The sequence below is a fragment of the Kitasatospora sp. MAA4 genome (assembly GCF_029893355.1).
Taxonomy (GTDB): Bacteria; Actinomycetota; Actinomycetes; order Streptomycetales; family Streptomycetaceae; genus Kitasatospora.
Genome location: NZ_JARZAI010000016.1, coordinates 81,165 through 107,308, shown reverse-complemented (window position 1 = coordinate 107,308; position 26,144 = coordinate 81,165). Strand labels below are relative to the sequence as shown.

Annotated in this window: 24 protein-coding genes and 2 pseudogenes; 10 read left to right on the top strand and 16 right to left on the bottom strand. The window is 68.6% G+C overall.

The window, feature by feature from the left end:
- Positions 1 to 8 precede the first annotated feature (8 nt).
- From P3T37_RS22075 to P3T37_RS22055, 5 genes are all read right to left on the bottom strand, one after another.
- A complete protein-coding gene (locus P3T37_RS22075; RefSeq protein ID WP_280725503.1) occupies positions 9 to 1,037 on the bottom strand; it encodes an ABC transporter permease in 1,029 nt (342 codons plus the stop codon).
- Entirely contained in the window at positions 1,030 to 1,953 is a 924-nt protein-coding gene (locus tag P3T37_RS22070; protein WP_280725502.1) for an ABC transporter permease, read from the bottom strand. Before P3T37_RS22070 ends, P3T37_RS22075 begins: the two co-directional genes overlap by 8 nt.
- 80 nt (positions 1,954 to 2,033) lie before the next feature.
- Positions 2,034 to 3,671 carry an ABC transporter substrate-binding protein gene (locus P3T37_RS22065; RefSeq protein ID WP_280725501.1) on the bottom strand — a complete coding sequence of 546 codons (1,638 nt, stop codon included), beginning with the start codon at positions 3,669 to 3,671 and terminating at the stop codon, positions 2,034 to 2,036.
- A gap of 208 nt (positions 3,672 to 3,879) precedes the next feature.
- A complete protein-coding gene (typA, locus tag P3T37_RS22060) occupies positions 3,880 to 5,748 on the bottom strand; it encodes a translational GTPase TypA (protein WP_280725500.1) in 1,869 nt (622 codons plus the stop codon).
- Between the two features lie 145 nt (positions 5,749 to 5,893).
- Positions 5,894 to 7,450, bottom strand: a complete 1,557-nt coding sequence (locus P3T37_RS22055) for an ABC transporter family substrate-binding protein (protein ID WP_280725499.1) — start codon at positions 7,448 to 7,450, stop codon at positions 5,894 to 5,896.
- 123 nt (positions 7,451 to 7,573) lie between these two features.
- On the opposite strand from P3T37_RS22055, the pseudogene P3T37_RS22050 reads away from it, so the two are divergent.
- Both P3T37_RS22050 and P3T37_RS22045 read left to right on the top strand, forming a co-directional pair.
- Positions 7,574 to 7,873, top strand: a pseudogene (locus P3T37_RS22050) (hypothetical protein); the annotation flags it as partial.
- 32 nt (positions 7,874 to 7,905) lie between these two features.
- Positions 7,906 to 9,534: a recombinase family protein gene (locus P3T37_RS22045; protein ID WP_280725498.1), complete on the top strand. Its 1,629-nt coding sequence runs from the start codon at positions 7,906 to 7,908 to the stop codon at positions 9,532 to 9,534.
- 202 nt (positions 9,535 to 9,736) lie between these two features.
- Here P3T37_RS22045 and P3T37_RS22040 read toward each other — a convergent pair whose 3' ends face one another.
- From P3T37_RS22040 to P3T37_RS22015, 6 genes are all read right to left on the bottom strand, one after another.
- Positions 9,737 to 11,224, bottom strand: a complete 1,488-nt coding sequence (locus P3T37_RS22040) for a replication initiator (protein WP_280725497.1) — start codon at positions 11,222 to 11,224, stop codon at positions 9,737 to 9,739.
- 123 nt (positions 11,225 to 11,347) lie between these two features.
- A complete protein-coding gene (locus tag P3T37_RS22035; protein WP_280725496.1) occupies positions 11,348 to 11,533 on the bottom strand; it encodes a hypothetical protein in 186 nt (61 codons plus the stop codon).
- A gap of 2 nt (positions 11,534 to 11,535) precedes the next feature.
- Positions 11,536 to 12,792 carry an FtsK/SpoIIIE domain-containing protein gene (locus P3T37_RS22030; RefSeq protein ID WP_280725495.1) on the bottom strand — a complete coding sequence of 419 codons (1,257 nt, stop codon included), beginning with the start codon at positions 12,790 to 12,792 and terminating at the stop codon, positions 11,536 to 11,538.
- Between the two features lie 74 nt (positions 12,793 to 12,866).
- Positions 12,867 to 13,418, bottom strand: a complete 552-nt coding sequence (locus P3T37_RS22025; protein WP_280725494.1) for an RDD family protein — start codon at positions 13,416 to 13,418, stop codon at positions 12,867 to 12,869.
- The gene (locus tag P3T37_RS22020; RefSeq protein WP_280725493.1) at positions 13,415 to 13,612 is read right to left on the bottom strand and encodes a hypothetical protein; all 198 of its coding nucleotides are present in this window, start codon (positions 13,610 to 13,612) and stop codon (positions 13,415 to 13,417) included. The genes P3T37_RS22025 and P3T37_RS22020 overlap by 4 nt, the downstream gene beginning before the upstream one ends.
- Before the next feature lie 38 nt (positions 13,613 to 13,650).
- Complete coding sequence (locus tag P3T37_RS22015; protein WP_280725492.1) at positions 13,651 to 14,067, bottom strand: hypothetical protein; 417 nt, start codon at positions 14,065 to 14,067, stop codon at positions 13,651 to 13,653.
- Between the two features lie 192 nt (positions 14,068 to 14,259).
- Here P3T37_RS22015 and P3T37_RS22010 point away from each other — a divergent pair, with 192 nt between their 5' ends.
- Positions 14,260 to 15,033: a GntR family transcriptional regulator gene (locus P3T37_RS22010; RefSeq protein ID WP_280725491.1), complete on the top strand. Its 774-nt coding sequence runs from the start codon at positions 14,260 to 14,262 to the stop codon at positions 15,031 to 15,033.
- Positions 15,034 to 15,199: 166 nt separating this feature from the next.
- Here P3T37_RS22010 and P3T37_RS22005 read toward each other — a convergent pair whose 3' ends face one another.
- A complete protein-coding gene (locus P3T37_RS22005) occupies positions 15,200 to 15,529 on the bottom strand; it encodes a hypothetical protein (RefSeq protein ID WP_280725490.1) in 330 nt (109 codons plus the stop codon).
- A 180-nt stretch (positions 15,530 to 15,709) separates the two neighbouring features.
- A complete protein-coding gene (locus tag P3T37_RS22000; protein ID WP_280725489.1) occupies positions 15,710 to 15,967 on the bottom strand; it encodes a winged helix-turn-helix domain-containing protein in 258 nt (85 codons plus the stop codon).
- 472 nt (positions 15,968 to 16,439) lie between these two features.
- Between P3T37_RS22000 and P3T37_RS21995 the strand changes: the two genes are divergently transcribed.
- On the top strand, positions 16,440 to 16,601 hold the full coding sequence (locus tag P3T37_RS21995) for a hypothetical protein (RefSeq protein ID WP_280725488.1): 162 nt from the start codon (positions 16,440 to 16,442) through the stop codon (positions 16,599 to 16,601).
- A 335-nt stretch (positions 16,602 to 16,936) separates the two neighbouring features.
- Here P3T37_RS21995 and P3T37_RS21990 read toward each other — a convergent pair whose 3' ends face one another.
- Both P3T37_RS21990 and P3T37_RS21985 read right to left on the bottom strand, forming a co-directional pair.
- The gene (locus P3T37_RS21990; RefSeq protein ID WP_280725487.1) at positions 16,937 to 17,131 is read right to left on the bottom strand and encodes a DUF397 domain-containing protein; all 195 of its coding nucleotides are present in this window, start codon (positions 17,129 to 17,131) and stop codon (positions 16,937 to 16,939) included.
- Positions 17,128 to 17,955, bottom strand: a complete 828-nt coding sequence (locus tag P3T37_RS21985) for a helix-turn-helix transcriptional regulator (RefSeq protein ID WP_280725486.1) — start codon at positions 17,953 to 17,955, stop codon at positions 17,128 to 17,130. Before P3T37_RS21985 ends, P3T37_RS21990 begins: the two co-directional genes overlap by 4 nt.
- 842 nt (positions 17,956 to 18,797) lie before the next feature.
- Here P3T37_RS21985 and P3T37_RS21980 point away from each other — a divergent pair.
- The 6 genes and pseudogenes from P3T37_RS21980 to P3T37_RS21955 all read left to right on the top strand — a co-directional run bounded on the left by P3T37_RS21980 (position 18,798) and on the right by P3T37_RS21955 (position 23,471).
- Positions 18,798 to 19,151 (top strand): hypothetical protein, encoded by a 354-nt coding sequence (locus P3T37_RS21980; RefSeq protein ID WP_280725485.1) that lies wholly within the window; start codon positions 18,798 to 18,800, stop codon positions 19,149 to 19,151.
- Positions 19,148 to 19,378: a hypothetical protein gene (locus P3T37_RS21975; protein WP_280725484.1), complete on the top strand. Its 231-nt coding sequence runs from the start codon at positions 19,148 to 19,150 to the stop codon at positions 19,376 to 19,378. The genes P3T37_RS21980 and P3T37_RS21975 overlap by 4 nt, the downstream gene beginning before the upstream one ends.
- Positions 19,379 to 19,770: 392 nt before the next feature.
- Positions 19,771 to 19,968 carry a hypothetical protein gene (locus P3T37_RS21970; RefSeq protein WP_280725483.1) on the top strand — a complete coding sequence of 66 codons (198 nt, stop codon included), beginning with the start codon at positions 19,771 to 19,773 and terminating at the stop codon, positions 19,966 to 19,968.
- 390 nt (positions 19,969 to 20,358) lie between these two features.
- Positions 20,359 to 20,835: pseudogene (locus P3T37_RS21965) on the top strand (hypothetical protein); the annotation flags it as partial.
- Positions 20,836 to 20,848: 13 nt separating this feature from the next.
- A complete protein-coding gene (locus P3T37_RS21960; protein ID WP_280725482.1) occupies positions 20,849 to 22,717 on the top strand; it encodes a fumarate reductase/succinate dehydrogenase flavoprotein subunit in 1,869 nt (622 codons plus the stop codon).
- Positions 22,701 to 23,471: a succinate dehydrogenase/fumarate reductase iron-sulfur subunit gene (locus tag P3T37_RS21955; RefSeq protein ID WP_280725481.1), complete on the top strand. Its 771-nt coding sequence runs from the start codon at positions 22,701 to 22,703 to the stop codon at positions 23,469 to 23,471. Before P3T37_RS21960 ends, P3T37_RS21955 begins: the two co-directional genes overlap by 17 nt.
- Here P3T37_RS21955 and P3T37_RS21950 read toward each other — a convergent pair.
- Positions 23,468 to 26,020, bottom strand: coding sequence for a SpoIIE family protein phosphatase (locus tag P3T37_RS21950; protein WP_280725579.1), 2,553 nt, complete (start codon positions 26,018 to 26,020; stop codon positions 23,468 to 23,470). The genes P3T37_RS21955 and P3T37_RS21950 overlap by 4 nt on opposite strands.
- Positions 26,021 to 26,144: the final 124 nt, after the last annotated feature.

The window sequence follows — 26,144 nt, the reverse complement described above, 5'->3', positions numbered from 1 at the left end:
GACCTCTCTCAGCGCAGCTTGGGGTCGAGAGCGTCGCGGACCGCGTCGCCGAGCATGATGAACGCCAGCACGGTGATGCTGAGCGCCCCGGCCGGGTAGAGCAGGATGTGCGGCGCGTTGCGGAAGGTGTCCGCGGCCGCGGAGATGTCGATGCCCCAGGAGACCGTCGGCGGCTTGAGTCCGACGCCCAGGAAGCTCAGGGTGGCCTCCAGGGAGATGTAGGTGCCCAGTGCGATGGTGGCCACCACGATGATCGGCGCGACGGCGTTCGGCAGGATGTGCCGCAGCATCAGCCGGGCGTTGCCTGCGCCCAGTGCCCTGGCCGCGGTGACGTAGTCCTGCTGTTTCGCCGTGATCACGGCACCTCGGGCGATGCGGGCCAGCTGCGGCCAGCCCAGGACCACGATGAACGCCACCACGATCCAGATCGACTGACTGGGGATCACCGAGAGGAAGACCAGGCCGCCGAGCAGGATCGGGATGCCGAAGAAGACGTCGGCGATCCGCGAGACGACCGAGTCGAGCCAGCCGCCGAAGAACCCGGCCAGCCCGCCCAGCAGGGTGCCGGTCAGCGCGGCGCCGGCGGTGGCGCAGACGCCCACCGTGATGGAGGCGCGGGCACCGTGCACGGTACGGGCGTAGACGTCGCAGCCCTGGTTGTCGAAGCCGAACGGGTGTCCGGACTCGGCGCCGGCCTGGGACTTCGCCAGGTCGCACTTGAGCGGGTTGGTCGAGGTGAACAGGGTGGGCCAGAGCGCCATGATCACCAGGAAGATGATCAGCAGACCCGAGATGATGAAGATCGGGTTGCGGCGCAGGTCGCGCCAGGCGTCCTGCCAGAGGCTGCGCGCGACGACCCGGTCCTCCAGCGCGGGAGTCTCCGGGTGGTCCGCCAGCCGTTCGGCCTTGATTAAGGTCTGGCCCTCCATGGTGCCGAGGTCGAAGGTGCGGCTCTCCACCGCACTCGGCATCTCCTCGTCGCCCGAGCCGGCTTCGGAGAGCGGGTCGGACTCGTTGTACTTCCCCTGGTCAGGCATACCGGATCCTCGGGTCCAGGACCGCGTAGAGCAGGTCGACGAGCAGGTTGGCCGCCAGGAAGACGATGACCAGGATGGTCACGAAGCCCACCACGGTGTTGCTGTTCTGGCGGACGATCCCCTGGTACAGGTAGAAGCCCACGCCGTGGATGTTGAAGATGCGCTCGGTGACCAGCGCGCCGCCCATCAGCGCGCCGAGGTCGGTGCCGAGGAAGGTGACCACCGGGATGAGCGAGTTGCGCAGCAGGTGGTTGATCACCACGCGGCGGCGCGGCAGGCCCTTGGCCGTCGCGGTCCTCACGTAGTCGGCCTTGGAGTTCTCGGCGACGGTGGTCCGGGTGAGCCGGGCGACGTAGGCGAGCGAGACCGAGGCCAGCACGATGCCGGGCAGCAGCAGCGACTGGAGCGTCAGCGGGTCACCGGCGGTCGCCGGCAGGATCCCCCACTTCACACCGACCAGGTACTGCAGCACGTAGCCGGTGACGAAGGTGGGGATCGAGATGACCACCAGGGTCAGGATCAGCACGCTGTTGTCGGCCACCCCACCCCGGCGCAGTCCGCTGATCAGGCCGAAGCTGATGCCGAAGACCACCTCGATGGTGAACGCCACCGCGGTGAGTTTGAGCGTGGCCGGGTAGGCGGTGGCCAGCAGCGAGGTGACCGTCTGGCCGCTGAAGGTGTTCCCGAAGTCCCAGCGGAACAGGTTGCCCATGTACTTGACGTACTGGAGCCAGAGCGGGTCGTTCAGGTTGTACTGGGCCCGGATCTGCGCCGCGACCGCCGGATCCGGTGCCTTGTCCCCGAAGAGCGCGTTGACCGGGTCGCCCAGGGCGTGGACCATCACGAAGATCAGGAAGGTGGTCCCGATGAAGACCGGGATCATTTGGAGCAGCCGTCTGAGGACGTAGCGTCCCATACGAACCTCCTCTGAGCCGTCGGCAGAGCCGCGGCCGGTTCCGGCGACCGAGTGTCGCCGGAACCCGCCGCGGCTGCCGACTACTTGACGGTGATCGAGGTGTAGACCGGGACGCTGAACGGGTCGAGCATGACGTTGCTCACCTTGCTGGACCAGCCGACCGTGCCGTTCTGGTACCAGAGCGGGATAGCCGGCATGTCGGTGGCCAGCATCTTCTCGGCGGTCTGGAAGTCCTTGACCGAATTCGCCGGGTCCGGCTGGGCGTTGGCCTGGCTCACCAGGGCGTCGAACTGCTGGTTGCTGTAGTGCGAGTCGTTCGAGGAGCCGTCGGTGGTGTAGACCGGCTGCAGGAAGTCCTGGATCAGCGGGTAGTCCATCTGCCAGCCGGTCCGGAAGGCTCCGGTCATCTGCTTGCTGGTGATCTGGTTGCGGAAGTCGGCGAACGTGCCGACCGGCCGACCCACGCACGAAGTGGTGTTGCCCATGGCGTTGTTGATGCTGTTGCAGGTCGCGTCGACCCACTCCTTGTGCGGACCGTCGGCGTTGTAGCTGATGGTCAGCTGACCGCCGGGGATCCCACCGCCCTGCTGGATCAGCGCCTTGGCCTTGGCCGGGTCGTAGTTGCACGCGTCACCGCAGATGCCGGCCTGATAGCCGCCCGCCGCACCGAGCACCGGCGAGGTCCACTCGGTCGCCGGCGTACGGGTGCCGGTGAACACCACCTTGGTGATGGTGGCCCGGTCGATCGCCATCGAGATGCCCTGGCGGACCAGCTTGGCGTTGTCGGTGCTCCAGTTGGCCTGGTAGAGCGGGAACGAGATGGTCTGGATGATGCCGGCGGGCTGGTTGAGGTACCGGCCGTTGAGGTCGCTCTGGATGGTCTTCAGCGCGGAGTTCGGCACCCCGTTGTCGACGTCCAGGTTGCCCGACTGGAGGTCCGCGTAGGCCGCGTTGGTGTCGGTGTAGACCTTGAGGTCGATCCCGCCGTTCTGCGGCTTGATGGTGCCGCTGTACTGCGTATTGGGCCGCAGCTGCATCTTCTGGCTGCGGGTCCACGAGGCGATCTCGTACGGGCCGTTGCCGATCGGCTGGTTGAGGTAGCCCGCGTGGTTGGAGAAGAAGGTCTTGGGCAGCGGGTAGTACGCCGAGTAGCCGAGGGTCTGCGGCCAGGTGGAGAACTTCTGGCTGAGTGCGACGGTGAAGGTGTTGTCGTCGACCACCTTGAGGCCCGACATGGTCTGCGCCTTGGGCGCGCCGGTGGCCGGTGCCACGTCGTTGAAGCCGTCGATGTAGCCGAAGAAGCTCGCGTTGACCTGCTTGTTGGTGACCAGCGCGCCGTAGTTCCAGGCGTCCACGTAGGAGCTGGCGGTCACCGGAGTGCCGTCGCTGAACTTCCACCCGGGCTTGAGCTTGACCGTCCAGTTCTGCTGGTCCGTCGAGGTGATCGAGTCGGCGTTGGCGTTGTTGGCCTTGCTGGTCTTCGGGTCGTAGCTGACCAGACCCGTGAAGATCATGTTGAGGACGGCGCCGCCGTTGACCTCGTTCGTGTTCGCCGGCTCCAGCGGGTTCTGCGGGTCGCCCCACCAGGCCGTGACAACGCCGGCGGAGTTCGTCCCGCCGCTGCTGCTGCTGTTGCTACTGCTGCTGCACCCCGTGACCACCAGGGCCAGAGATGTCGCAGCGATGACGGCCCAGCGCGCTCGGGTTGCTGCCGGCATGAAGGTTCCTCCTCGACGTGTGTGTCGCATCACACCCCATCAGAAGGCAGGTCCTGCGGTGGCGCACCCGCAGTAGGGCCGGACGGGGGACCCGGGGACCGGTGGGAGTCCCTCGATGTGATGACGGCTCAGGTCTCGGCGGTGGAACGGCAAAACCGCCGGCCGGCCCCCGCGAGGGGACCGGCCGGCGGCTGGTGGAACGGGTGGATCAGTTCTTCTTGGCGCGCGAGGCGGTACGCCCGCGCTCCTTCTGGTCCAGCACGACCTTGCGGATACGCACGGTCTCCGGGGTCACCTCGATGCACTCGTCCTCGCGGCAGAACTCCAGGGACTGCTCCAGCGAGAGCTTGCGCGGCGGCACCAGGTTCTCGGTGGTGTCGGAGGAGGCCGCACGCATGTTGGTGAGCTTCTTCTCCTTGGTGATGTTGATGTCCATGTCGTCCTGGCGCGAGTTCTCGCCGACGATCATGCCCTCGTACACCTCGGTGGTGGGCTCGACGAAGAGCGTGCCGCGCTCCTGGATGCCCATCATGGCGAACGGCGTCACGACGCCGGCGCGGTCGGCCACCAGCGAACCGTTGTTGCGCATCCGCAGCTCGCCGAACCACGGCTCGTGGCCCTCGAAGATGCTGTGCGCGATGCCGGTGCCGCGGGTGTCGGTCAGGAACTGGGTGCGGAACCCGATCAGACCACGCGACGGGACGATGAACTCCATGCGGACCCAGCCGGAGCCGTGGTTCGTCATGGTCTCCATGCGGCCCTTGCGGACGGCCATCAGCTGGGTGATCGCGCCGAGGTACTCCTCGGGGCTGTCGATCGTCATGCGCTCGACCGGCTCGTGGGTCTTGCCGTTGACGATCTTGGTGACCACCTGCGGCTTGCCGACGGTCAGCTCGAAGAGCTCCCGGCGCATGGTCTCGACCAGGATGGCCAGCGCCAGCTCACCGCGGCCCTGCACCTCCCAGGCGTCCGGGCGCTCGGTCGGCAGGACGCGCAGCGAGACGTTACCGACCAGCTCCTTGTCCAGGCGGTCCTTCACCATGCGGGCGGTGACCTTGTGGCCCTTGCCGCCCTTGCCGACCAGCGGCGAGGTGTTGGTGCCGATGACCATCGAGATGGCCGGCTCGTCCACCGTGATCAGCGGCAGCGCGATCGGGTTCTCCAGGTCGGCCAGGGTCTCGCCGATCATGATCTCCGGGATGCCCGCGACGGCGCAGATGTCGCCGGGGCCGGCCACCTCGGCCGGCTTGCGGGTGAGCGCCTCGGTCATCAGCAGCTCGGTGATCTTGACCTGCTGGATCGAACCGTCGCGACGCATCCAGGCGACCTGCTGGCCCTTGCGCAGCTCGCCCTGCTCGACGCGGCAGAGCGCGATACGGCCGAGGAAGTTGTCGGCGTCCAGGTTGGTGACGTGGGCCTGCAGCGGCGCGTCGGCGTCGTACTCGGGCGCCGGGACGTGCTGGAGGATCGTGGAGAAGAACGGCTCCAGCGAGTCGCTGTCGGTCGGGACGGTGCCGTTCTCCGGCTTGGTCAGCGAGGCCACACCGTCACGCGCACAGGCGTAGACGATCGGGAACTCGATCTGCTCCTCGGTGGCGTCCAGGTCGAGGAAGAGGTCGTAGGTCTCGTTGATGACCTCGTCGATCCGGGAGTCCGGACGGTCGGTCTTGTTGATGCAGAGGATGACCGGCAGCTTGGCGGTCAGCGCCTTGCGAAGCACGAAGCGGGTCTGCGGAAGCGGACCCTCGGAGGCGTCGACCAGCAGGACGACCGCGTCCACCATCGAGAGACCACGCTCGACCTCGCCACCGAAGTCGGCGTGGCCAGGCGTGTCGATGATGTTGATCGTGATGACCTCGCCACCCTCCTTGGGGTGGTACTTGACCGCGGTGTTCTTCGCGAGAATGGTGATGCCCTTCTCGCGCTCCAGGTCGTTCGAGTCCATCATGCGGTCGTCGAGGTGCTGGTGAGCCGCGAAGGCACCGGCCTGCTTGAGCATCGCGTCAACCAGGGTCGTCTTGCCGTGGTCGACGTGGGCGACGATGGCTACATTGCGGATGTCATTGCGCGTGGGCATGCGGAGCGAACTCTCCCGGAGTCGTGGGTTGTGGCGCCCCGGCTGCGATTCCCTTACCGGTCCACCCGCCGGGCACGACATGCCACGGCTCCTCCTATGGTACGTGGAACCATCCAGCGCGGCAGATTCGGGCAGCTCACAGCCGTTAACGCCGCAGGAAACCGAGGTCCTGCCAGCGCGGCCAGGCAAAACCGAAGGCCCCCGCACCGGCCACCCCGGCGCGCACGGCGACCAGCTCGGGCCGCTGGTAGAGCGGCACCGAGTGGCCCAGCTGCCAGATCCGGACGTCGGCCTGGCGCAGCAGCTCGGCCTGCGCCGCGGGGTCGGGCTCGGCGAGGGCCTGGTCGAAGAGGTGGTCGATCTCGTCCGTCCCCGAGCCGCCGAAGTTCTGCCCGGCGACCGGTCGGCCGTCGGCGTCGGGCCGGGGCTTGGCGTAGAGCGGGCGCTCGTCGGCGGCGGGGAAGGCGGTGGCGGGCCAGGAGAAGAGCGCGAGGTCCCAGTCGCCGCCGGCCAGGTGGTCGCGGACGAAGCCGTCCCCCGGGACGGCCTGCGGGTGGACGGTGATCCCGTCCGGGGCGAGCTGCGCCACCAGGGCGTCGGCGGCGCGGCGGGCGGTGGCGGAGCCGTCGGGGAGCAGCAGGGTGAGATCCAGGTGCAGGTTCCTGGCGGTGGCCGCGATCGCCCCGCTGTCGTCCTGGTAGCCGTCCTGGTCGGCCATCAGCAGGTGGTTGCCGAGCGGGACGGCCGGCAGGCCGAGCGGGGCCAGCGCCGCCTCGGCGACCGCACGGCGGTCCACGCAGGCGGCCACCGCCCGGCGGACGGCCGGCTCGGCGAGCGGGCCGCGGGCGCCGTTCAGGGTCAGCTGGGTGAAGGAGGGCGCGGCCGCCCGGTGCAGGCTGAGGCCGGGGAGCGTCTCGGCGCGCTTGAGCGCCGAGAGTGAGGAGTCGACCGCGCCGTCCAGCGCGGCGACATCGACGGTGCCCTGGTCGAGGGCGTCCAGCCGGTTCGGCGTGGCCAGGAAGTCGATCCCGTCGACTTTCACCGGATCACCCCACCACTGCGGGTTGCGGACCAGCGAGGCCTTGCCGCCCTTGGCGTCCAGTGACTTCAGCGCCAGCGGGCCGCCCGTCACGGGAAGGCCGACCGCCGGGTAGAGCGGGCTGAAGAGCGCGCGCCACTGGGCGTACGGCTGCTTGAAGGTGACCTTGACCTGGTGCGGGTCGGCGCCGGGGGCGATCGACTCGATCGCCGCGTAGCCGGGCAGCGAGTCGCGCAGGCCGGTCCACTGGGCGGTGAAGTCGGCGGCCGCCAGCGGCTTGCCGTCGCTCCAGACGGCCTTCGGGTTGAGCCGGTAGACGACCGTGCGGTCCGTCGCGTCGGCGCCGACCAGGTAGTCCGGGTCCGGGGTCGGGCGGGCCCGGTCGTCCGGCCGGAAGAGGCTGGGCAGCAGGGCGTGCGCGATCAGCTCGGTGTCGGGGGTGGCGGTGGGCCGGTAGACGTCCAGCGAGGCGGGCACCTCGTCCACCGCCCAGCGGACCGTCCCGCCGTCGCGGACCGCCGTGCGGTCGCCGCTGGTGAGGTCGGAGGCGGGCTGCGGCGGCGGGGCCGCGGGAGCCGGGGGCCGGGGCGACGAGCAGCCCGCCAGGGCGCCGAGCACCACGGCGGCGGCCAGAACCCTGCGCAGGACCGAGGCGTTGGTCATACCGTCCACTCAACTCCAGTGACCATCACGTGAGCTGACGGCACGACAGGCGGGCACCCGGTTGGACGAGCGAATCCTGTCCGGGGACTTCCCGTGCGTTGTGATCAAGGTCACACTCGCAGGATGACCATAGCGATCCCGGAACGCACACTCCGTACCGACCGCTGGTGGCTGCCACAGCTCGCGACGGCAGCCGGGCTGCTGGCCTTCATCGCCTACTCGACCTGGCGGGCCTTCGAAGGCGCCCACTACTACGCGGCGCCGTACGTCTCCCCGTTCTACTCCCCCTGCCTCGCCGCGAACTGCGCCACCATGCGCGGCGGGGCGGACTGGGCAGTGGTCGGCGACTGGTGGCGGTTGTCGCCCGCGCTGCTGGTGCTGATCTTCCCGCTCGGGTTCCGACTGACCTGCTACTACTACCGCAATCAGTAGATCAGCAGAGGTAGTTTTGTCCTATGGCCGATAACCTGGTACAGCGAGCACACTGGGGCGATCTCAAAGACATGAACTGGGCAAGCCTCACACGGCTTTCCACCGAAGAGCAGGAGGGGGAACTGTCAGCTGATGACCCGTCCAGGAAAGGGCAGTACCTGACGGGGAAGGACATCAAAAGCACTGACGAGCAGGAGAAAGACAACCGCGCATTTGTGGAGAGTCGCGGAGGGACGTACGTCTACACGTACCCCGAGCCGGACACGTCAGCTTGGAAGCGTCGGCGAGTGCTCCAACCTGACGGAACCGTGGCCTACCGGGTGCGTCGCCCGGTATATGAAGGCGCATTAGATGATCTCAAGGCGCGCCGCGCGCCTAACGGTCAGCGGCTTGACGGTTTGATCGTTGCCGACCTTGACCGTCTGACCCGCGACCCGCGCCACCTAGAAGACGCCATAGATGTCGTTCAGCGGTACGGAGTACCGATCATCGATATCACCGGCAGCCTAGATCTCTTGACTGAGAACGGCGTGGCCATGGCGCGGGTGATGACCGCCATGAACAACAAGGCGTCAACGGCCACTAGCCGGCGGGTACGGCGTAAGCACAAGGCCATCCAGGAAAACGGGATTCCCGGTGGCGGGCCCCGCCCGTTTGGGTGGCAGGAGGACCGTCGGACGCTGGACACGACGGAGGCCAAGCTACTGCGCGATGCGGCGAAGTCGATGATCGAGGGTGGAGTGTGGTTCGGCATCATCGCCGACTGGAACCGTCGGGGGGTCAAGACCGCCCACGGAAAGGCATGGACCGTCCAGGCTCTCAAGAAGGTACTGACCAGCCCTCGCATCTGCGGCTACCGAGCGCGTACCGAGATTGAGATCACCCCGGAGACTGGCGCCGAGCGCGCACGCATGGTGATCGTTTACGACGCGGAAGGCAAGCCGACGATTGGCCAGCACAAGCCGATCTTGTCGGTCGAGGACTGGCAGGCAATCTGTGATCTCATCGAGGGAAGCCCCAAACGCGGCACGGGGGACAACACCCGTTCCCGCCTCGGCACCGGGACACTCCGATGCGGCAAGGAAGATTGCGGCGCGAGGCTGCGCGGGATGAAATCATCTCCGAGCCAAAAGAAGCCGGAAGGCCACTACGTCTACATATGCCGCAGTAAAGGAACTGGACAGGGATGCGGCGGTGTGAGCGTCAGCGGTCCTGAAACGGACGAGTTGATCCGCAAGCTCGTTATCGCCAAATACGATGAAGAGGCCAAGCGGCGCGAAGCCGTTGCGGTTGGCAAAGAATGGGAGCACGAAGAGCAGTTGGCCAATGTCCGCGAAGACATCGCCGCCGCCAAGAAGGCCCATAGGGCGCGGCTGATCAGCGCAGATCGGTACTACCAGGATCTCGCCGAGTACGAGGCTGAAGAACGCCGGTTGCTCAAGGACCGGAACCAGTGGCAGCGCACAGCACGCGCCGCACAGGGAGCCCCCATCGATATGGCGAAGGAATGGGACAGGGCCGACATCACGCTTGCCGAAAAGCGCGCATACGTGGAGCGTGCATTTACCGCCATTGTCGTCATGCCTGTTGGCAGGGGAACCCGAATCCCGCTGCGGGACCGGCTGATCCCGATCTACAACGAAGTGCCGTAATCGGGACCAGCCACCTTATGAGACAGGAGGAGCAGAGCGGCGCGGCTCACGGCTCACGACCTTGTGAGAAAGAACCGTGATCATGCGCCGCCACTTCTCGTCAGACCACTCCGGCGCCCGTCGGGCGTGTTCAGCTGCCCACGCCCAATCCTGATCATCAGTAGTCAACTCAGGGCCAATGGCCGGCGCACGCCCCACCACATCATCCGGCATGGTCCGACGCCGATTGCCGGGGCGTGTCAGCCCGCCATGGCGCCCGCCGCGCCCCACCCACCCACCCTGAGGGCAGGTCCTCGCGGGCAAGCGACCGGGTCCGGCACAGGTCCTCAGCGACCCCCGCAGCGATCAGCGCCTCAGCCGGTGAGTGCCCCGAACCGACGAACCGCCACTCCCCCACCGTGATTTCGTCGTCCGACCCGAACAACTCCCGGCCGGACGCCGCCCGCATGTGGGCACCCCGCTCAGCCCTCAGCGCGCCGAAGGTGGTCGAGTACCGGCGCGTCTTCGTCAGGCAGTGCCCCCGGTACCCGAGCATGTGCGCCCAGCTCCGCAACCGAAGGTGACCAAGTTCCACCAGGCCGCCCAAGCGCCAGCAGGTACCGAGGAGAGCCCGAACGTGCGGAGACACCCGAAGCGTTCGGATCTCCGCCACGCTGTCGATCCGCCGTTCGACGGCCCCGGCAGCTTCCGCGCTCTTGGTCGTGTACTTCGCCACATACCCCGCCACCCGCTCGTCAGTCAGCTGACCGCCGCCCCCGGTGATCGGATGCACGTCCAACTGTGTGCCGAAGCCGAGCGGTTGGGACCCGCAGGCCAGCGACGGCGGAACGGTGAGCGACACGGCCGCAGCCGCCGACCTCACCACCTCCACGAGCAGGCCACCCGTCGCCCAGACCGGGGGCTCATCGCCGAAGCCGTCCGGCCCGTCCAGCCGGAGGACCGCGTGGAAGTGGACAGCGCCGCGTCGCTGGTACTCCGCGACCTTCGCCGCCGAGACCCGCACCAGGCGACGGACGACCGATCGGCCGACCCCCGCCCATGCCGCAAGGTGGTGGTACAGGTTGTCTGTGAACGCCTTCCACAGCGCACCCGCATGCGCGTTCCACAACACGTGCCCGATGTAGTCGTAGCAGGCCGGGCACAACGGCTGCCCAACCACCGTTTCCGCCTCAACGTGGACGGCCCCGCATCCGGCCGGGAGTCCGTGCTCGCAGGAACCCGACCGGGCCCGGTGGCACTGCCCCGCACGGTGCACCCGACCGAACGAGGGAGCCGTCAGCGTCGCGAACACCATCGGATGACGCCGGACATCGCCGGGGACACCCTTTCCACCGGCCAGCCCTGCCCGCACCAGTTGCCAGGTGTCACCCTGGTACTGGCGCGAGCAGGGACCGCACCGGGCCGAGCGACGGTTGCGGCACCGGACCGCCAGCCGCCCGCCCGGCTCACCAGCAGTGCTGTAACGCCGCAACAGTTCACCCGACACCGCGTCGTACGTCGAGCTGCGGCCCGTCAGGTAGACCGGATGAGCACACCCACCGGTCGCGGTGATCTGCTCCAACCAGCGCGACAGGTCCGGCATCTGACCCAAGCGCACCAAGTCCCGGTCGACCGGGTCGAGTCGGCGAAGTCGCTCGTCCTGGGCAAGGTATGCGCGACGGGCCGCCGGGCTCTCAAAGGGATTGATCATGGGGGATGACTCCAAGGGAGGCAGGGCCGCCCCGGCCACACCGGGCAGAACCCGGCATGACCAAGGACGACGAGCGAAGGGAGAGGGATGAGCTTTGGTGGTCGCATGGGAACTCCAGTTCGATTAGGTGGTGTGAGTCAGGCCGTTAACGAGCCACGTCACCGTTGCGGCGATCGGATCGGCCAGGTGAGTCTGGGCCAGGTAGAACCCGAACAGCCCGACCACCACCGCTTGCCAGGCTCGTAGCTCGCGTGAGCGGACCATCAGGAAGACCACGACGGCGAGAATCGCCGCCAGGGGCACCGTCATGCTCACGACGCACCACCAGCTTCCAGTTCGGCGAAGGCCGGAGCGAGATAGCCGTACCGCTTGGCCACCCGCTGAGCTTCCTCGGGCGTGACCAGCTGCGAGCGTGCCCGCATCCAACTGCCGCCCGCCGCGCCGAAGGCCACCGCGACGCCCGGGGTGTCGTCCGAGATCTCTTGCACCGCGTCCAGGGCTTCCCGGTCGAGATCACCGAGCGCCATCTCAGCGGTGCCCTTGTCCGAGACCCGGAAGCACACCCGGCCCGCCAACTGGGCCCGCAGTGCCGTGACTCCCGGGCCGAGGTCCGAGCCGACCCGCTGTCCGGCGATCAGGAGGTGAATGCCCAGCGCCGCGCCGAGCTGACCCAGACGCAGAAGGGCCGTCGAGACCTGGGTGACCTCCGCCTTGTCGCTGTTGCTGGCCATCAGATACAGCTCCGCGACCTCGTCCACCAGGACGACCACCGGCACAGGCCGTCCCTTCTCGGGCAGCTCCCAGATCGAGCGAGCGCCCGCCTCACGGCACAGCGCCATCCGGCTCAGCGCGACCTCCACCAGCTTCCCCAACAGGTCCGCCGCCTCACCACGCGTGGTCGCCAGCGCCGACAACCGGTCCTCAAAGAGCGAGAGTTCCATCCCGCCCTTCAGGTCGATCCCGACCAGCGCGACCTTCTGCCGGGCCAACTGCGACACCAGCGCAGCCACCAGCGTCGACTTTCCCGAACGGGTCGCCCCCACGATCAGCCAGTGCGGAACGCGCCGCAGGTCGATCAGCCATCGGGCACCGTCCTCCCACAAGCCGACCACCGCCGACAGAACGCCGGCGGAACCGACGAACGGCACGAACGGCACGGTCAACGGATCCCACGCCGAAGCCCTCAGACTCACCGAGCCCCGCGCGTCCGAGACCGCCCGCACCGCGAACATCTGCCAGGCATGGGCCATCGACTCACACGCAGCCGCGTAAGCCTCCGGAGTCTGCCCAGCGTGCAGCCGCACCCGGACCACCAGGCCGCCGCGCTGCCACCGAGGAAAACCCATCCGGGGCTTGATCGGCTTCAACGCCCTGCCCCGCAGCACCACACCGCCGAGCACAGCCAGCGGCGGACGCTTGGGCACCGACAGGTTCTGAAGATCCGCCAGCTGCCGCCAGGTCCACAGCACCCTCACGGCCGCCGCCGGGTAGCCGCACAGCGCCCACCACACGTTCGGCACCCGACGCCGCAACCACGGCGAGGCCACCGCCAGCAACAGCGCCAGCACCGCCAACGCCCCCAACACGTACACCCCCAGGGGGGTGTGATGCTGGACCACAGGAGCACCCCCAGACACCGCATTCACTTCTTCACCTCCGCCATCTTGTTGATCACGTCCATTTCGACAACCACCGTCCGGCAGATCTGGTCAGCCCACGTCTGGCGCCGGTAGTGCACGACCGGCCGAATGAACCCGAAGAACCCCGGCGCGATGTCGACCACGTGCAGCAGGCTGCGCACCACCGACCGGGCCGGACCGATCGGCCTGCCCGTGTCCTCGTCCACCGTCACGATGCGCATCATTCGCTGACCCAACGACTGCCCGGTCAGGCCCCGCAGCGCCCACTGCCACAGCAGGAACGCCACCGCCAACGCCCAGTAGAAGAAGGCGAAGACGGGTTGCATGTGAAACCCGACGATCAACGCCAGCGTCTGAATCAGAGCGAACGCGGGACGGGCGTAGTACAGGAGATAGCCGTACGCGCTGACGATCCCCGCCGCAATGCTGATCTCCAGCAGCGCGGCAGACGCCCGCGTACTCCAGTCCGCCAGCCCCGGAACAGCCGCCCGCCGCTCAGCCTTCGAAGGGCGAGGCGCACCGATCAACGACTCCCACTCAGCAGGCCCGCTCACTGCGCACCCCCGCCCGTATCCAGCGGCGGCAGCTCAACGCCGTTCTCCGCCGCCTCGTTGACGAGTGCCGTCTCCAGGTCGCGAGCGAGCTGGAACGCGTCCTGCGCCATCGGCGCGATGATCGCGTACAGGAACCGGTACTGACCCGGGTGCAAGCCGGGCTGGATCTCGTCCGCCAGGTCCGACAGATCCATTAACCGCTCCCGCAGGTGACGCCAGTCGCGGTGCCCGCTCACTTCACACCGCCCCGGGGGCCACGCGGCGCCTCACCCTCACCAGCCGGGACCAACCCGGTCACCGATCCCGGCGCCGCCGTCACCGACTCAGCGCGGTAGGCCAAGCCGGAGCGACCGTTCATCTCCCACCAGAACGCCTCCAGGCCGTTCAAGATCACGTGCTGGCCGATGCCCAGGCCCACCGGCTCACCCGAGACGGTGATCTCGATCACGGCCGCCTTGCTTGCCTCCGGCCGGACCGCCACACTCACCGTCCACTGCGGAACGCCGTCCCGGTCCGCCTTGACCGCACCCGTCTCCAGGTCGGTCTTGGGTTCCACTGAGATGCACAGCGCGATACCCATGCGCGACGCGTCCAGCGGCAGGTTCTTCAAGCTCATCCGTCCTACCTCTCCCAGCTTGACGACCGCCAAGAAGGTCAGTCGTCATGATGAATTTTCTGAGTCCGATAGTGCTCCCACTTGACGGGAGGGGCAAGCGCATTCATCCTGACGACTGTTGACAGAATGGGTGCATACGGCACCTGATCAGCGGCAACGTCGATCGAAAAGAAGTTCGGAAGCGTCCTTGGAGTCAGGGACAAAACGCCACCTAAGGGGCGAGCGATGGCAGTGGTCAAGGCTCAGAGCCTGTACAAGCAGGTCGCGCGGGAGATGCGCAAGTCCATCGCCAGAGGCCAATGGACCCCGGGGGACCGGATTCCCACCGAGGACAAGTTGACGGCGCTGTACGGGGTCTCCCGTCCGACCGTCCGTCAGGCGGTGGCCGAACTGCGCAGCGAAGGACTCTTGGACGTGCAGCAAGGACGCGGGACCTATGTGCGCGGACCGAATCCAGACGCGGTGGCACCCGTCTACGTCGAGCGCACGGTCACCCGCACCGGCAAGCGCTACAACGCCCCTGACGGATGGTCGATGGAAGAGCCTGCCACGGTCTACCGCGTCCGCCTGGAAGCCACCGCCGCCGAGATCCTGCACGCGGAGGAAGGCGAGGCCGCCTTTCTGGTGGACCGCATGATCATTCATGAGGCCAGCGGCACCCGCGCCCGTCACGCCGTGCTGCTGCCCATGGAGCAGATCACCGGCACGTCGCTGGCTCAGCAGCCCGACGTAAGTCCCACCGATGCCTACGGCATGCTCGCTGCCGCGCACGGCCCGATCGAGTGGCGCGAAGCCATCAGCGCCCGCATGCCCAACCCCGACGAACGGGCCACCCTCCACGTGGCGGAAGGCGTACCGGTGCTCGTATCTCAGGCCGTCACCCAGACCCAGGCCGACCACCGACGGCTCATGCTGGAGACAACCACCATGGAGGCAGGGGCGACCCACCTCACCTACACCCACCGCCCGACCACCGCGAAGCGACCAGCCACGGCTTAGCCCCCGCCGACCAGCCGTCGAAAACTATCTTCACTTACTCAAGAGCGGCGCTGCGCGCCGCCGGGGCGGCCCTTGCCGCCCCGGCCGGGCATGCGGCCTGGCGGCCGGTCCCGGCCGGTCGTCCGGGACCGCCCCCGCCTCACAGGCGCACCCCAACTAAATCCGATCAGCCGGCGCCGCAGCGAACGTCTTCCGCCCCACCGTCGACCGGGCCGCACTGCATGATCCGATCCAGCACCGCCCCCAGCTTCCGAGCCCCCGACAGAGTGCCCTGGAGGAACACGACGCCGCGCCCGCCATCGGTCCAGCCCGCCTGAGCCTTCACCAACTCATCGCCGCTCAGCCCCAACCGCGCCAGCAGGGCGTTCAGTTGGCTGGCCGCAGCTCGCGCCTCCAGCCACGCCCCCTCGTAGTCGACCCCCGCGACCACCGGCCCCCCGGAGAGGAAGACCCCGTCATCCTCCCCGTAGTCCTCATCACTTGGTCTCTCGCCCATGCCTTGCTCCCCTGTGCGACGCGCCCAGCGCGCACCGGCTACCCCGGCGTACGCCCCCCGACGGCGACCGAAATCGACCGTAGCCATAGCGTCACACAAAGCTAAGACGGCCGCCACGATTCCCCCGGCGAGATTCCGCATCGCGGGAACTGACACACAACCTGCACGTCACCGAGGCGGCTACTCCTCGGGGGTCGCCCCCCGAGCCGACACGAAGGTGCCGCGCTGCGGAACCGTGTAGACCCACCCCTGCTCTCGCAGGTGCCGGACAGCGTTTCGCGCGGTGTCCCGTGCGACCCCGAAGCGCTGAACGAGTGAGGACTCGCTCGGGATCTTGCGATCCACCAGCAGCGTGCCGCGCTCGATATCGGCGATGATCAACGCCGCGATCTGCTGGTACACCGGGGTCGGCCCGTCGTGGTCAATCTCTGATCCCATGCCATCAACGGTAGACAACTGATCACGTAGCCATGCGATGGCATACGTTGATGTACATGGGTAGACGAGGGTATACAAGTTGGCTACCGTCGGTACAAAGAAGCCCCGGCAGACCGGGCCTAAGCGGTCCGCCGGGGCACGACGTCACCAGCTGCAAGGAGCTGACGACATGCGCGAGCATATCGGCCAAGTCCTCTTATGGGTGCGACACTTCCTCACCCCGAACAGCCGCCGCAACAAGCACCGGGCAGCGCTGCCGCGCTATGGCTGGGGGCAGGCCGCGGGACGCTTGGCAGACCCAGGGCTCACGGGATCGACGCCCGATAAGCGTCCAGCGGCCGGCCGAGCGCAGGCCCGCCACCGCCATGGGTGCCACGCCACGCCACCTTCCGCGCCATCGAGGACGAACTCAACCCCACCGTTCTGCTGCAAGAACAACCACCCGGTCCCGGCGCACCTGCTCGTCCGCACGATGCCACTCCGAGCCGAGGAGAACGCGCTCGTCCGCCCCTACTACGACGCGGAGGAGCTGCGACTTGAGCTGCGGCTCCAACGCGAACGGCGAACCGCCGCAGTCCTGGCCGCCATGGGCATCGACTACCCCAACCCGCCCCCAGCACGGGCGTGGGCATGAGTACCGGCGCAGCCTTCGGCGCCCCCAGCTGCAACGCCTACAACCCCGGCAGTGTGACCGGCCTCCCCTGCATCCTCACCACGACACACTCGTCCAATCACATGGACGCAGTCGGCGGATGCTGGCCCCAGCCCAAGCCCTGCAACCGATGCAACCGACCGACCGAGGCGCCGATCCCCATCATCGTGGAGCGCGCCAGCGGCCCCGCCTGGACCGTCCACCTCTGCCCCGACTGTGCGACCCGGCGCACATAGCCCAGACCGCCCGTTGCTCAAAACACTGATACCCCCGCGCGGCCCGTCGAGAGCTGTTCGGGGGTATCAGTGTGCGGGCGGTCAGACGGTGCCGAACTCGCCCGCCTTCACTCCGGCGACGAACGCAGCGAAGACGCCGACAGGGAAGAGCAGGGTAGGCCCCTCGGGGTTCTTGGAGTCACGGACGGGGACGACGCCCGGGTTGTTGGCGGCGACCTCGACGCAGGCGCCGCCGTTGTTGCTGTAGCTGGACTTGTACCACTCGGGGGGAGTCACTGGAGTTCCTCTCGTGCCTTTCTGATGAGCGCCACGGATGCGGCCTGCGGCAGCGCTTCTACCTGTAGCTGATGGTAGGCGGTCAGCAGGCGTTGAACCGCTTCGGGATCACGCTCAAACAGACCCTGTTGGGCGGACTCGGAGTAGGCCGCCGTTGATCGATCGGGCAACCCGAGCAGGTAGACGGGGAGATCAAGGCTTCGGCTCTCACCCATGGCGTACGGGGCGATTTGTAGCGTCATGTTGGGCAGTCCGGCTAGGTGCAAAAGCCGATCAAGCTGTGGGCCCATGACGTCGGGTCCGCCAATCGGCCGACGGATGCAGCTCTCGTCAAGGATCGCGTAGAGCTGTGCTGGCGGCTGGCGGGTTATGAGTGTCTGGCGTCTGGCCAGAACTTCCAGCCGCTCGGCAGCTTGGGCCTCGGTGATGCTGCCCCTGTTCATGGATGCCGTAGCGAGGACCGCCGCGTACTCAGGTGTTTGAAGCAGTCCAGGGATGATGCCTACCTCGAACAGTCGCAGCTCTGTCGCCTTGGCCTCATGAGCCAGGTAGTGGCCGAAGCCCTGGAGCAGGGCGCTCGCTCGAACATCCAGGAACAGGTTTGCGAACTTGGTGCCAGTTCCGAGCGCACGATCAACTTGCTGCGCGAAGAGCAAAGTTGGCGGTTTGCGACCGGTTTCCACCGAGGAGATGTGTCCGGGCGAGTACCCTGTCCGCTGGGATAAGTGATCTTGTGTCATCTTCAACTCCTCACGCGTGCTGCGTAGTTCAGAGCCGAAGGCCGCCCGAGGTGAAGCGTCGGGGGTAAGAGGCTTGAGGTTCACGGTCCACTTTTCTTTCCGAATCGCAAAGTTGAATACCCCGGCAGCGTACGGGACAGTGAGTCGCCCTGGTAGTGGAAGCGCTACGGAGAGGAGCGATGGCGTGGTGAGACCCAGCGACACCCGCAGATCGATCTACGTGCCCCAAGTCGGCGAAGTGGTCCAGGACTTGGCTCGCAAGGGACAGCTCGGGGTCTACATGGGCACCCAAGACGGTCTGCGGTACCTCCGCCCGAAAGGGGGAGGAGTCGAGTGGACGACGGAGCCCGAGGAGCTCGCACCGGAAGGTGCGGCGCCGCAGCTGGAGCCCGTCAGCCGACCCAGCGCTCAGCGCGATCCCCGAGCCATCCAGCTGCCGGACGTGGCCTAATGAGCCGGCGCAGGATCCCGCCCCTTGCCAGAGTCGCCCGAGTTGTGCGCAAAGCCCGGATGGCTCGCGCTGTCGAACTTGCGCAGTTCCCCCCGGGCAGTCCCAGGGTCCTGATCTCGCAATGGCGCCTGGTGCCCCCCGATGCACCGTCGGAGCGCCCGGCCCGCCAAGAGACCACATAGACCCCCGTGCCTGCCGCCGGAAGGGTCAACATCGGCAGGCACGGGCCCGGTTCCGTCCGTACGTGCATCACCCGCTGCTGACGGGCGGAACCACCCCAATAAGCCCCCGCGCCGATTCCCTAGGGAGGGAACTCCAGTCGGCACGGGCTACCCGCCCCGACCAGGGATTGAAGCGCGCGCTAAACCGGTCGGGGCGGGGACTCAGGTCAACATCAAATGATGGGAACTCGCATGGCACGCTGTGACATTGACTCTGCTAACCCGTCGGCGCGCCGCATCCGTCGGGAGCAGCTGTGACGGAGCTAGAACGCACAAACGAGACCCTGAGGCGACACCAGCAGGAAGCGGAGGACGCGGCAGAGGCACTGGCAACGGCGTTCCAAGTCGCCGAACTGACCGAGCTGCCCGGCCTGCGACCGTCGTTCCACGCGACCGGAGTTGAACAGGGCCCGCATGTGTACCTGGGCGGGTGCTCGGCCCGGGTGGCGCTCGAAATCGCGGGCGCACTCAGGGTGTACGCCCGTTGCACGGGGAAGCTGATCGACGGCGAATCCTCTTCCCTGCTACGCGAACTGATGGCACAGAGGAGTGCGACCCCGGCTCTGCCGGGCGACGGAGTGATCGTCATCCGGGGGGAACGGGCATGAGCGCCAAGCCCGCCATCCCCGCCGTCGGGACGTACGTTGTTGACCTTCGGCGTGATCGCGTAGCCCAGGTGATGGACTACCTCACCGGGGTGCTGTACCTCCGCCTGCCCGGCGGGGGATCGGAGTTCACTCGGTCAATCGATCAGGTCCGGGAGACAGCCCCTCTGGAGTCCTTGAGCGCCCGTGTCGACCGGCTCAATGCGATGACCAAGCGGCATGCCGGATGAACGTTCAACGCTCCGCCCAGGGTCGCCTGTACGTGGCCCGGCACGCTGCGGCGAACGTTCCGCGCAACCGGCGCAGGTCGCCCGGCCGCCACCTACTGCTGATCGCCACTGACAGGGGCTACCGGAACGTCGTGCGGGCAGCTAACCGTGCCGAACGAGAAAGGGGTGATCGTGGCCCGTCCAGAGCGTATCCCGTTCGACCCTGAGGAGCTGTACGAGCTCTACGAGGTACGGCGGTTGAGCGTCCGAGGCGTAGCGAGGCACTTCAAGTGCAGCTATGGAAAGGCGAACAAGGAGCTCAAGGCGGCAGGCATCGAACTGCGACCGGCCCACCGACCCTCGGCCTAGAGATAAGGAGAAGCTGCGTGTACCGCAACAGGACCACGGACCCCATGCCCACGTTCGATGCCGCCGAGAAGAAGGTGCTGATCAAGAGGCACGAAGACGGCGAACCCCTGAAAGCATTGGCCAAGGAGCTGGGCGTGTCGCCCAACTGGCTCTCCCAGAAGTTCCGTTCGTGGGGCGTCGTCCCGCGCGGACGAGGTGCAGCAACCGCTATGCGGCACAAGCTCGGGCAAGCCAACCGCTAACCCAAGGCTCCTGCCTCGGGGTAGCCCTCGTTCGGGCCTTCGGATGGGAAGGCGACGCGGGTGAGGCTACCGCGCGGTGGCCGGGTGCGGTGGGGGAAAGCTTTACGCACCCACCGCTGGCGGGGCCCGAGTCGAGCAAGCCCGGGGGGCCACTCGGCCAAATTGCGGTCAGGCCCAAAAGCCCTGACCGACTCGCGGGCAGCTTACGGCCCCCCGGCCATGCCCGACCCCACCACCGGCAGGACCCCGCCCAAAGCTTCCCCCCACCGCCAGCGCGCGAGCCACCCGACCCCTCGGCCGAGCTCCCAGCAGGCGCCGTGATCAACAGCAAGAGCCCGCAGGCCGGAGCACCTGACGGACGAAAAGGCGCAGGAACTACCTCTGCAAATCTATTGCAAGGCCTACTACCGAGCCTTCTGGTCCTCGCCGCCGGCCTGCGCGGTGGCCGAGCCGCACGCCGCGTACACCGGCGAGACGCGCTTCCCGCTGATCCTGCAGAACCTGCACCGCTACTTCTTCTACCTGGCGATCCCGGTCGCCGGGATCCTCACGTACGACGCGGCACTCGGCTTCCGCAACGCCGACGGAGCCTGGGGGCACGCCGGGCTCGGCACCCTGGTGCTGGTCGCCAACGTCGCGCTGATCTGGGCCTACACGCTCTCCTGCCACTCCTGCCGGCACATCGTCGGCGGCCGGCTGAAGCACTTCTCCAAACACCCGGTGCGCTACCGCGCGTGGCAGCTGGTCGGGCGGCTGAACGCCCGCCACATGCAGTTGGCCTGGCTCTCGCTGGCCTCGGTCGGGCTGGCCGACCTGTACGTGTACCTGGTCTCGTCGGGCGTCTTCGCCGACCCGAAGTTCTTCTGAGAGGGAGCCCTGCATGGACAGCTACGACGTGGTGGTGGTCGGCGCGGGCGGGGCCGGGCTGCGGGCGGCGATCGAGGCGCGCGAGCAGGGCCTGCGGGTCGCGGTGATCTGCAAGTCGCTCTTCGGCAAGGCCCACACGGTGATGGCCGAGGGCGGGATCGCCGCAGCGATGGGCAACGTCAACAGCGGTGACAGCTGGCAGGTGCACTTCCGCGACACCATGCGCGGCGGCAAGTTCCTCAACCACTGGCGGATGGCCGAGCTGCACGCCACCGAGGCGCCCGAGCGGGTCTGGGAGCTGGAGACCTGGGGCGCGCTCTTCGACCGGACGACGGACGGCCGGATCTCGCAGCGCAACTTCGGCGGGCACGAGTACCCGCGGCTCGCGCACGTCGGCGACCGGACCGGGCTGGAGCTGATCCGCACCCTCCAGCAGAAGGTGGTCTCGCTCCAGCAGCAGGACTTCAAGGAGTCCGGCGACTACGAGGCCCGCCTGAAGGTCTTCCAGGAGTACACCGTCACCCGGGTGTTGAAGGAGGGTGACCGTGTCGCCGGGGTCTTCGGGTACGTCCGGGAGAGCGGGCAGTTCTTCAGCATCGCCGCACCCGCCGTGGTGCTGGCCACCGGCGGGATCGGCAAGTCGTTCAAGGTGACCTCCAACTCCTGGGAGTACACCGGCGACGGCCACGCGCTGGCGCTGCTGGCCGGAGCGAGCCTGCTGAACATGGAGTTCGTCCAGTTCCACCCCACCGGCATGGTCTGGCCTCCCTCGGTCAAGGGGATCCTGGTCACCGAGTCGGTGCGCGGGGACGGCGGTGTGCTGCGCAACAGCGAGGGCCGGCGCTTCATGTTCGACTACGTCCCCGAGGTCTTCAAGGGGCAGTACGCGCAGACCGAGGAGGAGGCGGACCGCTGGTACGCGGACCCGGACCACAACCGCCGTCCGCCCGAGCTGCTCCCCCGCGACGAGGTGGCCCGGGCGATCAACTCCGAGGTCAAGGCCGGCCGCGGCACCGCGCACGGCGGCGTCCAACTGGACGTCTCCAGCCGGCTGCCGGCCGAGGAGATCATCCGCCGACTGCCCTCGATGTACCACCAGTTCAAGGAGCTGGCGGACGTCGACATCACCCGCGAGCCGATGGAGGTCGGCCCGACCTGCCACTACGTGATGGGCGGCGTGGAGGTGGACCCGGACACCGCGGCAAGCCCGGCCGTGGCCGGCCTGTACGCGGCCGGCGAGGTGGCCGGCGGGATGCACGGCTCCAACCGCCTCGGCGGCAACTCGCTCTCCGACCTGCTGGTCTTCGGTCGCCGAGCCGGGCTGCACGCGGCCCGCTATGCCGCCGGCCTGACCACCCGTCCGGTCGTCGACCAAGCCCAGCTGGACGCGGCGGCCGCCGAGGCGCTGGCCCCCTTCGCCGAGGGCGGCGAGAACCCGTACACGCTGCACCAGGAGCTCCAGCAGACCATGAACGACCTGGTGGGGATCATCCGGCGGGCCGGCGAGATGAAGCAGGCCCTGGACCGGCTGGCCGTGCTGCGGCGGCGGGCGGCTCGGGTGACCGTCGAGGGCCACCGGCAGTTCAACCCGGGCTGGCACCTGGCGCTGGACCTGCGCAACATGCTGCTGGCCTCGGAGTGCGTGGCGCGCGCGGGGCTGCTGCGCCGGGAGAGCCGCGGCGGCCACACCCGGGAGGACTGGCCGGGGATGGACCGGGACTGGCGCCGGGTCAACCTGGTCTGCACGCTCGACGAGGACGGCATAGCGGTGCAGCGGCAGGCGAATCCGCCGGTCCGCTCGGACCTGCTGGCGCTCTTCGAACGCGAGGAACTGGCGAAGTACTTCACCCCTGAGGAGCTGGCCGATGAGCAAGGACGTTGAGTTCCGGATCTGGCGGGGCGAGGGCGGGCAGGGAGGCTTCGCGAACTACCGGGTGGAGGTCAACGAGGGCGAGGTGGTGCTCGACCTGGTGCACCGGCTGCAGGCCACCCAGGCGCCGGACCTGGCGGTGCGGTGGAACTGCAAGGCCGGCAAGTGCGGTTCGTGCAGCGCCGAGATCAACGGGCGGCCGCGGCTGCTCTGCATGACCCGGATGTCCACGCTGCCGGCCGGCCAGCCGGTGGTGCTCACCCCGCTGCGGGCCTTCCCGTCCATCCGCGACCTGGTCACCGACGTGTCGTTCAACTACGCCAAGGCGCGGGAGGTGCCGTCCTTCGTGCCGCCCGCGGAGCTGAAGCCCGGCGAGTACCGGATGCGGCAGGAGGACGTGAACCGCTCGCAGGAGTTCCGCAAGTGCATCGAGTGCTTCCTGTGCCAGGACACCTGCCACGCGGTGCGCGACCACGAGGAGAACAAGGCGGCGTTCGCCGGGCCGCGCTTCCTGATGCGGGTCGCCGAGCTGGACATGCACCCGCTGGACGCCGCCGCCGAGGCCGGCCTGGACCGCAGGGCCGACGCGCAGGACGTGCACGGCCTCGGCTACTGCAACATCACCAAGTGCTGCACCGAGGTCTGCCCGGAGCACATCAGGATCACCGACAACGCGCTGATCCCGCTGAAGGAGCGGGTCGCCGACCGCAAGTACGACCCGCTGGTCTGGCTCGGCTCGAAGATCGGCCTGCGGCCGAAGAGCTAGACACCCAGTTCGAACCAGACGATCTTGCCGTGCGGGGTCCGCCGGCTCCCCCAGCGCTCCGCCAGCAGACTGACGAGTTGCAGCCCTCGGCCGCCCTCGTCGGTCTCCTGGGCGCGGCGCTGGCGGGGCTGGGCGTAACCGTCGTCCCAGACCTCGCAGACCAGGTTGGTGTCGCGCAGCAGCCGCAGCCGGATGTCGCCGCGGCCGTGCCGCAGCGCGTTCGTCACCAGCTCGCTGACCAGCAGCTCGGTGGTGTCCACCAGCTCGTCCAGACCGCGCACCAGCAGCCAGCCGCAGGCCAGTTCGCGGGCCTTGGAGACCGAGGTCGGCTCCGGCGGCAGCCGCCAGTCGCCCACCGCGTCCTCCGGGAAGGCGCGGACCCGGGCCATCAGCAGGGCGATGTCGTCCTCGCCGTGGTGCGGGTCCAGCTCGCTGAGCACCTGGTCGCAGAGCTTCTCCAGGCCGGGCGATCCGTTCTGCAGCGCGGTGCGAAAGGCCAGCAGGCCTTCGTCCAGCTGGTGCTTGCGGGACTCCACCAGGCCGTCGGTGTAGAGGCCGAGCAGGGCGCCGTCGGGGAGGGTCAGGGTGACCTCCTCGAACGGCTCGCCGCCGACGCCCAGCGGCAGGCCGGGCGGGACGTCGAGCATCCGGGCGTCCTCGCCGGGGCTCAGCAGCACCGGCGGCAGGTGGCCGGCGTTGGCGAAGACGCAGCGCCGGGTGACCGCGTCGAAGACGGCGTACACGCAGGTCGCCAGGTAGACCTCGACGGCCTCCTCGTCGGCCGAGTCGGGCACGCCCAGGCCGCGGGCGATCTCGTCCAGCGCGGTCAGCACCTCGGCGGGCTCCAGGTCGAGCATCGCCAACGTCCGTACTGCGGTGCGGAGCTGGCCCATCGCCACGGCGGCGCGCAGGCCGCGGCCCATCACGTCGCCGATCACCAGCGCGGTGCGGTTGCCGGGCAGCGCGATGACGTCGAACCAGTCGCCGCCCACCTCGGTGTTGTTGTTGCTGGGCCGGTAGCGGCAGGCGATCTCCAGGCCGCTGGCCTCCGGGTTGCCCGGGGGCAGCAGGCTGCGCTGCAGGATCAGCGCGCGCTCGTGCTCGCGGCGGTACAGCCGGGCGTTGTCGACGCAGACGGCCGCGCGGGCGGCGATCTCCTCGGCGATCGCGACGTCCCGGGCGTCGAAGGGCTCGCTGCCGATCGCGCGGGAGAGCTGGATCAGGCCGAGCACGACGTCCCGGGCCACCAGCGGGACGACCAGCGTGCTGCGCAGCAGCGGGTCGGGGCCGGGCTCGGGGATGGCGCTGCGGCCGGTGCGCAGCGCGCGGGCGTGCGGGGAGCGCGGGGGGTAGCAGAGCGTCCCGCCGGGCTCGGCGGTGGGCAGCTGGGTGTCGGACGGCGAGGGGTCGCCGCCGAGCACCGAGGAAGCGCCGCCGACCACGCTGGAGACGGCCACCCGGCGCAGCTCGCCGCTGCCGTCGTACGGGCCGCCTCCGGAGCCGCCGAGCGAGGGGCCGCTCTCGCCGGAGAGCAGCGCGGAGTACAGGTCCACGGTGGCCAGGTCGCAGAACTGCGGGACGACCACGTCCAGCAGCTCCTTGGCCGTGGTCTCCAGGTCGAGGGTCGAACCGATGTGCGCGCTGGCCTCGTTGACCAGGGCCAGGTTGCGCCGCACGCCGGCCGCCTCGCGCTCGGCGACGTGCCGGCTGGTGACGTCGTGCACCTGGCCGGCCACGCCCATCGAGCGGTCGCCGGGACCGGTCAGCCGGTAGAGCGAGATCGCCCAGCGGCGGTTGCCGCCGCGGGTCGGCACCGCGCCGCTGAACCGCAGGTCGACCACCGGGTCGCCGCTGGACAGCACTTGGCGCAGAGCGGCCTGCAACCGCTCGGCCTCGGTGGCTGAGAAGAGGTCGTAGGCGGTCAGGCCGGTCAGGCCCTCGGGCTCGACGCCGACCGCCTCGGCGAAGGCGCGGTTCACCCGTTGGAGCTTGAGCTGCTGGTCGAAGAGGAAGAAGCCGCTCGGGGTCTGGCCGAAGACCGCCTCGGAGGCGGCCAGGTCGGTCTCGATCCGGCGCAGCTTGCCCAGGTCGACCGCCAGACAGAGCGCGCCGGCGGCGGTGCCGCCCTGCTCCGCACCGGCGGCGGCCGGCATCAGGTAGACCTCGGCGAGGCCCTCGGCGCCACCGCGGTCCCGGTAGGGGGCGGTGCCGATCCACTCCTCGCCGGCCAGCGCCCGCTCCAGCCGGGCGCGACCGCGCCGCCAGAGCTCGCGCGGGACGAGCGTCGTCACCGGGTCGGCGCCGACCGCCTCGGCGGCGGGCAGCGCGAAGAAGTCCGCCGCGCGTTCGCTCCACTGGCTGATCCGCCCGTCCGGACCGATCGCGAAGGTGGCGACCCGGATGTACTCGTAGATCGAGCCCGGATCACTGTGGCCCCAGCGGCCGGAGTCCGGCCCAGGGGTCGATGGTGCGGGACCGCCGACCGGTGTTCCCGGTTGCCCGGGTACGGCGGCATGGCCACCGCCAGTCAGCGCTTCCCGCGCCGGCATGCTGTTCAAGGACCGACCCCTCCAACCCGCGCCCATCCGGATGTCGAGAAGACCGAGTATTCATCATCCAGGGGCACCCGCACACGCCCTCAACATCACAACATCAAATCGGGGGAAGGATTTT

What these genes read in the sequence shown, in the direction of transcription:
- typA (WP_280725500.1), bottom strand. Translation starts at nt 5,748, where the DNA reads ATGCCCACGCGCAATGACATCCGCAATGTAGCCATCGTCGCCCACGTC.
- P3T37_RS22070 (WP_280725502.1), bottom strand. Translation starts at nt 1,953, where the DNA reads ATGGGACGCTACGTCCTCAGACGGCTGCTCCAAATGATCCCGGTCTTC.
- P3T37_RS22020 (WP_280725493.1), bottom strand. Translation starts at nt 13,612, where the DNA reads ATGGATCTGTCGGACCTGGCGGACGAGATCCAGCCCGGCTTGCACCCG.
- P3T37_RS22065 (WP_280725501.1), bottom strand. Translation starts at nt 3,671, where the DNA reads ATGCCGGCAGCAACCCGAGCGCGCTGGGCCGTCATCGCTGCGACATCT.
- P3T37_RS22055 (WP_280725499.1), bottom strand. Translation starts at nt 7,450, where the DNA reads ATGACCAACGCCTCGGTCCTGCGCAGGGTTCTGGCCGCCGCCGTGGTG.
- P3T37_RS22010 (WP_280725491.1), top strand. Translation starts at nt 14,260, where the DNA reads ATGGCAGTGGTCAAGGCTCAGAGCCTGTACAAGCAGGTCGCGCGGGAG.
- P3T37_RS21995 (WP_280725488.1), top strand. Translation starts at nt 16,440, where the DNA reads ATGCCACTCCGAGCCGAGGAGAACGCGCTCGTCCGCCCCTACTACGAC.
- P3T37_RS21975 (WP_280725484.1), top strand. Translation starts at nt 19,148, where the DNA reads ATGAGCGCCAAGCCCGCCATCCCCGCCGTCGGGACGTACGTTGTTGAC.
- P3T37_RS22005 (WP_280725490.1), bottom strand. Translation starts at nt 15,529, where the DNA reads ATGGGCGAGAGACCAAGTGATGAGGACTACGGGGAGGATGACGGGGTC.
- P3T37_RS21955 (WP_280725481.1), top strand. Translation starts at nt 22,701, where the DNA reads ATGAGCAAGGACGTTGAGTTCCGGATCTGGCGGGGCGAGGGCGGGCAG.
- P3T37_RS22045 (WP_280725498.1), top strand. Translation starts at nt 7,906, where the DNA reads ATGGCCGATAACCTGGTACAGCGAGCACACTGGGGCGATCTCAAAGAC.
- P3T37_RS21950 (WP_280725579.1), bottom strand. Translation starts at nt 26,020, where the DNA reads ATGCCGGCGCGGGAAGCGCTGACTGGCGGTGGCCATGCCGCCGTACCC.
- P3T37_RS21970 (WP_280725483.1), top strand. Translation starts at nt 19,771, where the DNA reads ATGCCCACGTTCGATGCCGCCGAGAAGAAGGTGCTGATCAAGAGGCAC.
- P3T37_RS21960 (WP_280725482.1), top strand. Translation starts at nt 20,849, where the DNA reads ATGGACAGCTACGACGTGGTGGTGGTCGGCGCGGGCGGGGCCGGGCTG.
- P3T37_RS22000 (WP_280725489.1), bottom strand. Translation starts at nt 15,967, where the DNA reads ATGGGATCAGAGATTGACCACGACGGGCCGACCCCGGTGTACCAGCAG.
- P3T37_RS22035 (WP_280725496.1), bottom strand. Translation starts at nt 11,533, where the DNA reads ATGACGGTGCCCCTGGCGGCGATTCTCGCCGTCGTGGTCTTCCTGATG.
- P3T37_RS22075 (WP_280725503.1), bottom strand. Translation starts at nt 1,037, where the DNA reads ATGCCTGACCAGGGGAAGTACAACGAGTCCGACCCGCTCTCCGAAGCC.
- P3T37_RS22040 (WP_280725497.1), bottom strand. Translation starts at nt 11,224, where the DNA reads ATGATCAATCCCTTTGAGAGCCCGGCGGCCCGTCGCGCATACCTTGCC.